This window comes from Nocardiopsis sp. NPDC049922, assembly GCF_040660275.1.
Taxonomy (GTDB): Bacteria; Actinomycetota; Actinomycetes; order Streptosporangiales; family Streptosporangiaceae; genus Nocardiopsis.
This window is the reverse complement of record NZ_JBFAME010000026.1, coordinates 23,699-33,127: the sequence shown is the minus strand read 5'-3', so window position 1 is coordinate 33,127 and position 9,429 is coordinate 23,699. Positions and strand designations below refer to the sequence as shown.

At 67.0% G+C, this 9,429-nt stretch carries 10 protein-coding genes and 1 pseudogene; 7 read left to right on the top strand and 4 right to left on the bottom strand.

Annotation, left to right across the window (positions count from 1 at the left end; genetic code table 11):
- The 3 genes from AB0I72_RS26640 to AB0I72_RS26630 all read right to left on the bottom strand — a co-directional run.
- On the bottom strand, positions 1 to 688 hold a 688-nt coding region (locus tag AB0I72_RS26640; RefSeq protein WP_358573413.1), incomplete at its 3' end, for a transposase.
- Between the two features lie 131 nt (positions 689 to 819).
- Entirely contained in the window at positions 820 to 1,167 is a 348-nt protein-coding gene (locus AB0I72_RS26635; RefSeq protein WP_358573411.1) for a GIY-YIG nuclease family protein, read from the bottom strand.
- A 4-nt stretch (positions 1,168 to 1,171) separates the two neighbouring features.
- Positions 1,172 to 1,669, bottom strand: coding sequence for a DUF732 domain-containing protein (locus tag AB0I72_RS26630; RefSeq protein WP_358573409.1), 498 nt, complete (start codon positions 1,667 to 1,669; stop codon positions 1,172 to 1,174).
- Positions 1,670 to 2,329: 660 nt separating this feature from the next.
- Between AB0I72_RS26630 and AB0I72_RS26625 the strand changes: the two genes are divergently transcribed.
- Positions 2,330 to 2,512, top strand: a complete 183-nt coding sequence (locus AB0I72_RS26625; RefSeq protein ID WP_358573407.1) for a hypothetical protein — start codon at positions 2,330 to 2,332, stop codon at positions 2,510 to 2,512.
- Between the two features lie 113 nt (positions 2,513 to 2,625).
- Here AB0I72_RS26625 and AB0I72_RS26620 read toward each other — a convergent pair whose 3' ends face one another.
- Positions 2,626 to 3,078, bottom strand: a complete 453-nt coding sequence (locus AB0I72_RS26620; protein WP_358573405.1) for a hypothetical protein — start codon at positions 3,076 to 3,078, stop codon at positions 2,626 to 2,628.
- Positions 3,079 to 3,485: 407 nt separating this feature from the next.
- Here AB0I72_RS26620 and AB0I72_RS26615 point away from each other — a divergent pair, with 407 nt between their 5' ends.
- The 6 genes and pseudogenes from AB0I72_RS26615 to AB0I72_RS26590 all read left to right on the top strand — a co-directional run bounded on the left by AB0I72_RS26615 (position 3,486) and on the right by AB0I72_RS26590 (position 9,366).
- Positions 3,486 to 3,908, top strand: a complete 423-nt coding sequence (locus tag AB0I72_RS26615; protein ID WP_358573403.1) for a DUF5959 family protein — start codon at positions 3,486 to 3,488, stop codon at positions 3,906 to 3,908.
- Between the two features lie 32 nt (positions 3,909 to 3,940).
- A pseudogene (locus tag AB0I72_RS26610) lies at positions 3,941 to 4,524 on the top strand (Imm21 family immunity protein).
- Between the two features lie 412 nt (positions 4,525 to 4,936).
- Entirely contained in the window at positions 4,937 to 6,040 is a 1,104-nt protein-coding gene (locus tag AB0I72_RS26605; protein WP_358573401.1) for a tyrosine-type recombinase/integrase, read from the top strand.
- Between the two features lie 185 nt (positions 6,041 to 6,225).
- The gene (istA, locus tag AB0I72_RS26600; protein ID WP_358573419.1) at positions 6,226 to 7,455 is read left to right on the top strand and encodes an IS21 family transposase; all 1,230 of its coding nucleotides are present in this window, start codon (positions 6,226 to 6,228) and stop codon (positions 7,453 to 7,455) included.
- Positions 7,456 to 7,457: 2 nt separating this feature from the next.
- Positions 7,458 to 8,279, top strand: a complete 822-nt coding sequence (gene istB, locus AB0I72_RS26595) for an IS21-like element helper ATPase IstB (protein ID WP_358573399.1) — start codon at positions 7,458 to 7,460, stop codon at positions 8,277 to 8,279.
- A gap of 256 nt (positions 8,280 to 8,535) precedes the next feature.
- The gene (locus AB0I72_RS26590) at positions 8,536 to 9,366 is read left to right on the top strand and encodes a barstar family protein (RefSeq protein ID WP_358573397.1); all 831 of its coding nucleotides are present in this window, start codon (positions 8,536 to 8,538) and stop codon (positions 9,364 to 9,366) included.
- Positions 9,367 to 9,429 lie beyond the last annotated feature (63 nt).

Genomic DNA, 9,429 nt, shown 5'->3' with positions numbered 1-9,429 from the left:
GGCGCCGGCAGTCGCGCAGCAGATCCGCCCACGACTCGGTCGACTCGCGCAGCCCCTCCGCCAGCGCGATCAGCTCCTTGGTGCCGTCCAGGCGCGCTCCCATCAGCACCAGGACACAGGAGTGCGCCTGCCCGAGCTGGACCTTGGGGTGCACCCCGTCCGCCCACACATATACGTAGTCGCTGCTGGCGAGGTCGCGCTCCTGGAAAGCGGCGTGGTCCTCCTGCCACTGCTTCGTCAGCCGGGTCACGGTGGCCGGCGACAGCCCCGCCGCCGAACCGAGGAACTGCTCCAGCGCGGGCACGAAGTCCCCCGAGGACAGCCCATGCAGGTAGAGCAGCGGCAGCACCTCGCTGACCTTGGGCGACTTGCGGCACCACGGCGGCAGGATCTTCGAGGAGAACCGCATCCGCTCACCAGTGGCCGCGTCCACCCGCTTGTCGTTCACGCGCGGGGTCGTGACCTCGACGGAACCTGCTGCAGTGATCACGGTGCGGGGCCGGTGGCGGCCGTTGCGGACCACGAGGCGGCGCCCGGCCGCGTCCGTTTCGGCGGCCAACTCGGCTATGTACTGGTTGACTTCGGCTTCCAGGGCCGCGGCGAGCATCCGCCGGGCGCCCTCGCGGACGATCTCGTCGATCAGGGAGCCGGACTCGGTGGAGTCGTTGGCGTTCACTACGGTGAGCACGGGCGTGCCTTCCTGACCGACGGTGCAACGTCGGCCTACTCGATGACTAGAAGTCGATCACTCGGGAAGGTACGCCCTTCGCGTCCGTCCCGAAGTCGATCCACAAGTCATGAGCATTGCTCTGCTTGGTTTCAGGTGTTGGGCATCCCGTCCCACGGGGCGCCGTCACGCAGCTCCAGCACATGCCGCACCAGCTCGGGGCCCTGGGAGAACCACTCGCCGGTGACGTGGTATCGGTCGAACTTCGCGTGCAGCATCTGCTCGAAGAACTCGTCGCCGGGTTCGGTCGCGAGGATCTCGTCGTGCGGGATCGACTTCAGGCGGGCGTCTAGGCCTGTGGTCCTACCGATCTTGATGCGGCAGCAGAACCGCAGGTAGTAGACGAAGTGTCCTGATGGATACGTCTTCTCTCGGCAACGGTGGATTGTGGCATTGAGGTCTACGATCTCGAACCTTAGATCGGCTGCCCAGTTCTTCACGGCTTCACCAATCCGGGCACGAGTGCTCGCGCACCACGTCCAGGAGTGCTTCGGCTTCCTCAGGGGTGGTGGGACGGCTCCCGTAGTCGTGGTCCTCGTGCACCCAGATCATCTCGGACCGGGTAAGGGCCGCCTCCTCACCGCCGTCGCGCAGCTCCACGCACAGGTCTCCGGCACGGGCGATGAGGCTGTCGTCGTTGGGGAACCGGAAGCCTGGGTCCACGTTTTCGATGGCTTCGAGGTAGGCGTCGCGGTCGGCGCCGGTGAGTTCGGGCGGGTAGCCGAGCTCCTCGCGGGCCTGTTCGATCTCGTCGACCTCTGCGGTGGGTTCCTCCTCCGGCGGGGGTGGGGAGGCTTCTGAGGCAGGGGTGGGATCCTCGGGGGTGGCTCCGAAGTACTCCATGATGCCGCCGATCAGGCCGAGGACGACGAGCACGGCGGCGGCGATCAGCCACTTCTGGCCCTTGGTGAGCCTGCGCTTGGGCTGGGGGGTGGGGTGCACGAGGTCCTCCTTGCTGTGTTCCTGTGACGTTAGCCCGTGCACCCTGGATGCGCAGCGGTTCCGTCAAGGTGGAGTTCCACCCAGCGGCGAGAAGGAAGTGCCGACCACGGTTGGGCTGCAGCCGAGCCAGCGAAGGCGCACCGGTGACACCTTGGCTGTCTTGTGCCGGGTGCGATGGAAGCTCGGGTGTGTGCCGGGATCGCCTCCCGTCACTTCCGTGATCCGGGCAGTCGTAGCCCTCGATCGTGGGGCGCACTTTGAACGTGCTGCGGCGGTCGGTCTGCATTGTGTCGGCGGAGGTAGTACGGCTGTGGGGCGAGCGGACCGCGTGCCTGGTGTTGCGGGACGCCGGGAGGGTCCGTCGGCATGCGAGGGGACAGGGTGGTCGACCGGGCCTGCTCCTGGTCCCACCTCGGTCTCACCCTGGACCCACCGGCGTGACGCCTGGTCTGAAGTGGGACGCCGAACATCGTCTGACCTGGGTTTTTGTGGCGCACCCGGCAGGATTCGAACTTGCGGCCATCGGATTAGAAGCTCAACGATCTCACCAACCTGGCGGGGGAACCGCTGACGTTGGTGTCACCGCCCCTGACCTTCTACCCTTCGGTGCCCGGCCTGATGTGTTGGGGCGGGGACGGGAACGGTTGGGACTATTTCTGGGTGGTCGACGGTCCCCCCGACACCTGGCCGGTGGTGTCACGGACCGAAGCCGGTGAATGGTGGGACGAGCACGCGATGTCGATGAACGAGTACCTGTACCGGATGCACACCCAGGGCCGCCTGTGCCGTTCCTGTCCCCGGGTGTACGAGGACCCCGCGGTGTTCAAGGAGACGGGTCCGTGACCGGGACTGCCCGGGGACAGTAGGGAACCACGGGTGTTTCGCGGGTGATGAGGGCTGGGATTTCCCTGCCGGTCACAGAGCTCAGGTCTCTGTGACCCCATGGGGTGGTGGAGTCAGTGGGCCTTGCCCGTGAAGGTGACGGTACGGGAGCCGATGTCGCCGGTGTCGTCCTCCAGCGTGAGGGTGTAGATCCACCACCGGCCCAACTCGGGTGAGGGGCAGGAGTCCGCGACACTCGTGGTCAGGTGCTCGGGCAGCGAGACCCTCTCGCCGCCCCTCTCGGCCAGGGCGGAGGGACCGGACTCGAAGGGCGGTAGGGCGTGGTGGCACGTTGAGGACAGGCTCAACTCCAGCGGCTGGCCCGTCCCGTTGATGATCTCCACCTCCCATGTGACCCTCTCCTCTCCGTCGGTGTTCTCGTGGGAGATGCTCAGGAGTTGGAGCCTGACGCCGTCGCCGTACTCGAAGGGCCGGCTCGCCGGTACGAGGAGGTGCCTGGAGCCCAGGATCGCGGTAAGGGAGAGGACGACGAGTGTGAGCGCGGTCCACGGTACGAGTCTGCGCACGATGTTCTCCAAGGGACGGTGGCGCACAAGGCACCAGGGGACGTGCACACCCTAAGTTCCTGGGCGGAGCCTGCTGTTGGGTGTTCGGAGTCGCTGGATGTTGTGGACTGCGACTGGTCGTGCGGCTTCGCCGGTTTCCAGGTCACCTTCTGGAAACCGGAGCGCGGCTGGTTCTACGAGGAGGAGACCACGGCCCTTGCAGGGGTGCTCGCACACCCTGTCGTCGGGTCAAGGCGCACATCTGACTCCTGCACATTGCCTGCGTCGTCAACGGTCCGAGGAGTGAGGGGTTCCCGGAGGACGAGCTCACGGTGTGCGTGGCGGTGGGGTGCCGGTTGTCTTGGGGGTGGTGTACGCAAGGATCAGGGCCGACCTGGTCTGTTGGGTACTTGCAGGGAGGGTCGTTGGTGGGCGGAAAGCAGTCGTTGGAGCTCTTCCGGTTTTCTGATATCGGGAAGAGTGTGGTCGTCGTGGTCGAGTGCGGTGATTCCCGGTTGGTGGGAGGAGCGGAACCACAGCGGTATCACTCCGCCTTCCTCGTGGTGGAGAGCGATTTTGTCAGCGGCCGTCTCCGGTTGGCGCTCTCGGACGGGGACCTGGACGACTGGGGGCGTTGTCTGGACGCGCTCGATGCTGAGGAGCGGGTCGAGTGGCCTGCGGGAGACCGTACCGCTTGGCTGGAGGTGGTGCCCGACGATCCGGTGGAGGTGACCGTGCACGATATGCCTTCGACACAGATCGCGGTGCGTGTGCCGATCCATTTCACGGATGAGTGGGTGGAGGAGAATCGGGTGCGGCTGGAACGGGTTCGCGAGGCCGTTGAGCTGTGAGTGTCCACGGTCCTGGTTGGGGAGTCGGTGGTATGAGCGCTTCTTTGGACCCTTGTGCCGATGGGGGACTTTCCTCTCTTGCGTGGGTGGAGTCACTGGGCGGTCCGTTGGTCGTCGTCCCTGTGTCGGCACTGGCCGCGTGGGGCGGTGGTACGAAGACCGGGGTCCTCATGGGAGGGAGTGTCCCGGACGACTACGACCGGGCTTGTGCGGTGGACGATTTGGCTGGGGTGCTCACCATGGGCGACAGCGGCAGGCAGGTACTGGTCCAGGGAGAGGAGCCCGCACCAGTTGCTACCTGCCCGCGCACCGGGCCTTCCTGCGCTGGCTCGCCGCTGACTCCGAATCCGGCCTGAGGAGCGCGGCTGAGGGTGTGCTGGCCGATCCGGCCACGAGGTGGGACGAGTGCGGCACCTGGGTGACGGACGGTCCGGCCGTGCTCATGGACGCCGCTGTGCCGGGGGTGGAGCTGAACGAGGTATACCCCGACGGAGGGGTGCCTGAGCAGGCACCCGTGTCCTTGCCGTCTGGCCGGTGGCGGGTACGAGCGACCCAGACGTGGGCGGATCCGCACACCTGTGTCGGGTTGGTGCAGCTCCTACCCACTGGTGCCTGAGAAGTGTCTTGGGCTGGGCTCGGAGAAGGCCGCGGTGTGCGTCGGGATCGCCTCCTGTCACCTGTTCACCCTCGGATGGTGCCCTTGCTCCTCTGAACGCCCGTGGGTCTCGGTGTCGTTTCTCCAGGATCCGGTGGTGGTGAGACTGGGCTCGGGGGTGGCGGTCATGTTCGGGTCTGGTTCGGTGTTCAAGCGGTGTGGGTGCCGCGCCACTGGTGTTGGTGAGCGGGCGTGTCCGGGGCTGAGGCGGCGGGGTCACGGGAGTTGGTACTTCGCGGTCGATCTGGGACATCTGCCGGGGGAGCGGTGTCGGGTGCGTCGTGGCGGGTTCGCCTCCCGTGAGGCCGCACGCGCCGCCCTACGTCGAGCCCAGGGTCTTGACACAGCCGACAGGGATCCGGCGGCGTGGACGGTGGCCGAGTGGCTCCGATACTGGCTGGACACCCGGACCCGGTTGAGACCTCGCACCCGGAACGGGTACGCCGAGCACATCGACCGCTACCTGACCGCGTATCTGGGCGGTGTGTTGTTGGACGAGCTGACCCCGAAGCTGGTGCAGGAGGCGTTCGATCAGATCTCCCACCACACCACGGCCGGAGGAGTCCCACTGTCCCCGACAACGGTGCAGCGGGTGCGGGCCACGCTGAGGGCGGCGTTGAACACCGCGGTACGCGAACGCCTGCTCCCTTCGAACCCCGCCCAGGGGCTGCGGTTGGAGCCCGGGACGGGAGCACGACCGGCGGTATGGACCGACCAAGCCGTGGCCAAATGGCGCCATAGCGGAGTGCGGCCTGCGGTGGCGGTGTGGACGGTGCAGCAGACCCGCCAGTTCCTGGACTTCGTCTTGGATCATCGGCTGTACGCGTTGTTCCACCTGGTGGCGATGACGGGTCTGCGGCGCGGCGAGGTCGTGGGCTTGCGGTGGGAGGACCTCGATCTGGTCAAGGGCACGGTGCGTGTGGTCCGCCAGCTTCAGTCCAACCGGGGTGGGTTGGTGGAGTTGGCGCCCAAGAGCGCGGCGAGCCGCCGCATGGTGGCCCTGGACCATGCCACCACGGGCGTGTTGCGCCGCCACCAGTGGCGGCAACAGCAGGAGGCACAGGCGCGCGGGCAGGAGTGGGATCCGCGCGAGTTCGTGTTCACCGGGGCGCGTGGAGGCCCGTTGGCTCCTGAGCGCCTCTCGCGCCTGTTCCGGAAGCTGAACGACGAGAGCGGGCTACCGCCGGTGCGGTTGCACGATCTGCGGCACGGGGCGGCGACGTTGGCGTTGGCGGCCGGAGTGGAGTTGAAGGTGGTGCAGGCGATGTTGGGTCATGCGAGCATCGTGCTGACCGTGGACACCTACGCCAGTGTCCTGCCTGAGGTCGCGCGGGAGGCGGCTGAGCGGACCGCGTGGCTGGTGCTGCGTGATTCTGGGAGGGTTCGTCGGTGTGCGCGAGCGCGCAGGGGGCGTCGGGGCTTGGACCCAGCTTGGGCCCACCCTGGACCCATCAGCGCGAATTCTCGCTTGAGGTGAGGCGGAGCACCCCGTTTGACCTGGGGTTTTGTGGCGCACCCGGCAGGATTCGAACCTGCGGCCATCGGATTAGAAGCTACGTACCGTTTCATGCCACCCCATCCGATCCGCAGTGTCGGCGACACGTGAATACTGACCCCGTAGCGTCGTCCGAAATCTGACCCCCTCTGCTGATGATCAGGAAGGTGATCACTGTGGAGGACTGGGCGGAGATCCGCCGTTTGCACCGATCAGAGCAGATGCCGATCAAGACCATCGCGCGCCACATGGGCATCTCGAAGAACACCGTCAAGCGAGCCCTGGCCGCCCAGGACCCGCCCAAGTACCAGCGCAAGCCCAAGGGCTCGATCGTGGACCCGTTCGACCCCCAGATCCGCCAGCTGCTGCGCGAGGTACCGACCATGCCCGCCACCGTCATCGCCGAACGCATCGGCTGGCAGCGGTCGATGACCGTGCTCAAGGACCGCATCCGCCAACTCCGGCCGCTCTACCTGCCCCAGGACCCGGCCTCCAGGACGACCTACCAGCCCGGCCAGCTGGCCCAGTGCGACCTGTGGTTCCCCAACGCCGACGTCCCGCTGGGAGCCGGGCAGGCCGACCGGCCACCGGTGCTGGTCATGGTCTCGGGCTACTCCCGGTGGATCCTGGCCCGAATGCTGCCCTCCCGCCAAGCCGGGGACCTGACCGCGGGCATGTGGGCCCTGCTGGCCGAGCTGGGCCGCACCCCCAGGACGCTGGTGTGGGACAACGAACCCGCAGTGGGCTCCTGGAGGGGCGGCAAACCCCACCTGGCCCAGGAGTTCGCGGCGTTCAAGGGATCGTTGGGGGTGGCCGTCTACCAGTGCCGTCCCAAGGATCCGGAGACCAAGGGGATGGTCGAGCGGGTCAACGGCTACCTGGAGACCTCCTTCGAGCCGGGACGGACCTATACCGGTCCGGACGACTTCAACGCCCAGCTTGGGACCTGGCTGGAGCGCGCCAACAGGCGAGTCCACAGCACGTTGCGCTGCCGTCCCACCGAGCGGTTCGCCACGGACCTGGAGGCGATGGTCGCCCTGCCCGACCAGACACCATCGGCGGTGGGGTGGTGGCGCACCTGTCGGCTGCCCAGGGACCACTACGTCCGGCTGGACACCTGCGACTACTCCGTCCACCCCACCGCGGTGGGACGGCAGGTCGTCGTCCAGGCCGACCTGGAACGCGTCCGCGTCCGCTGCGGCGGCGAACTGGTGGCCGACCACCCAAGGTGCTGGTCCGCACACCAGACAATCACCGATGCCGAGCACGCACGGGCCGCCAGACGGATGCGCCGCGAAGTCCAGGCGATGCACTCACCCCGGCTGGTGCCCGAGCAGGTCGAGCAGCGCGACCTGAACTCCTATGACCGGCTGCTGGGGGTTGAGGGGGTGGCGTGACAATGAGCGCGACCAGCACGTCCGCCAAGCGGTCGACAGGCCGGGTGACCGGCAAGGACACCGTCTCCCAGATCGCCTACCTGGCACGGGTGCTCAAAGCGCCCTCGCTGCTGGCGGCGGTGGAGCGACTGGCCGAGCGGGCCAGGGCCGAGACCTGGACGCACGAGGAGTTCCTGGCCGCGTGCCTGCAGCGGGAGGTCGCGGCCCGGGAGGAGCACGGCGGGGCGGCCCGGATCAAGCAAGCCCGTTTCCCCGCGCTCAAGAGCCTGGAGGACTTCGACTACGACCATCAGCGGTCGTTGAACCGGGAGGTGATCGCGCACCTGGGCACGCTCGACTTCATCGCTGCCCGCGAGAACGTGGTGTTCCTGGGCCCGCCCGGGACCGGCAAGACGCATCTGGCGATCGGGCTGGGGATCAGGGCCTGCCAGGCCGGGCACCGGGTCGCCTTCGCCACCGCGGCCCAATGGGTGAACCGGTTGGTTGATGCGCACACGGCCGGGACGTTGGAGGCCGAGCTGGCTCGGTTGGCCCGCTACCCGTTGTTGGTGATCGACGAGGTCGGCTACATCCCGTTCGAGGCCGAGGCGGCGAACCTGTTCTTCCAGCTGGTCTCCAACCGCTATGAGCGGGCGTCGCTGATCGTGACGTCGAACAAGGCGTTCGGTCGGTGGGGTGAGGTGTTCGGGGACGACACGGTGGCTGCGGCGATGATCGACCGGTTGGTGCACCATGCGGAGGTGGTCGCGCTCAAGGGTGAGAGCTACCGGTTGAAGGACCGGGATCTGGGTCGGGTTCCGCCCTCGGCGGAGACCGCTCGCTAGCAGGACGAACTCGAGGGGAAGGGGGTCAACTTTCAGGCGTCGCGAAGGGGTCACTTTTCAACCGTCGTTGACACGCAGTGCCGTCTGGGGCCGTGTGATGCCACCCGGTGTCATGTCAGTACGGAACTGCGGAGCATAAACGGAGCACAAACCGTGGGCTGGTAGCGTCCGATGGCGCCCCGCGAGGTTCTCGTCAGCCATGGGACGGCGGTGGCGTCCTGTCCTGAATACAGCTGCAGTTGGGATCAGCGCCCTGATGGGGAACGAGACGCGAGCATCAGTTCGGTTCGGCGAGGGACAGAAGTACGCGCTGACCTCGGACGAGGACGACGCTGACTTCTGGGGCTTTGCTCGCGGGGCCGAGGGGTTGTTCACGCCGCTGCCGGATGAGAACGGAGCACGCCGGGTGCGCTTCGTGGGCTGTCTTCCGCAGGGTGGCCTGCTGAAGAGCGTCGACCACGTCGGCAGTCGTCGCGCCTCGGCGGGAAACGCCTCGCTGGACCTTCTCGACGCCGAGGGTGCCACCATGGGGTCCTACTTCGTCAGCGGGGTCACCGTCATCGACGTCAAGCCCTCCATCTGCGGAGTCGGCCTCGTCGACCTCACGACGACACTGTGGTGCGAGAACGCCTTGGCCGGAGCGGACGCAGTGTGGGACCTGATCCGTCAGGGTCAGCTGAGTCGCACCGGTATGTGGCACGAGCTGGCCCCCGGGGCCAGACGAGCGTGGCTGTCAGTGGCGCTTTGGTCCCGGGAGTACCAACGCCGGGGGAAGTCGGCTACTCCTGCAGGCCAGGTGTTTACCTTGGACGGTCGGCACATCGTTGACGAGGACAGTTTCTACTGTGCGATCGGTGAGGCCGTCAACGGGCCGGGCGGATACTTCGGCTGGAACCTTGACGCTCTGGATGACTGTTTGATGGGCGGTTGGGGCGCCACCCCGCGGTTTACCTTGTATTGGGGTTCCTCAGCCGAAGCGAGAGCGCGTTTGGCAGAGCGCGTGCCCACCGGTGATGGCGACGTTGCGCTGTTCGACCTGATCCTGGAGATCTTCGAGGAACAGGGCGTCAACGTCGTCCTTCGGTGACATCTGGTCGCCTACGAGCATCATCCTGGGAAACGTTCTTCTGGCTAATGCGGGCGGCGGTGT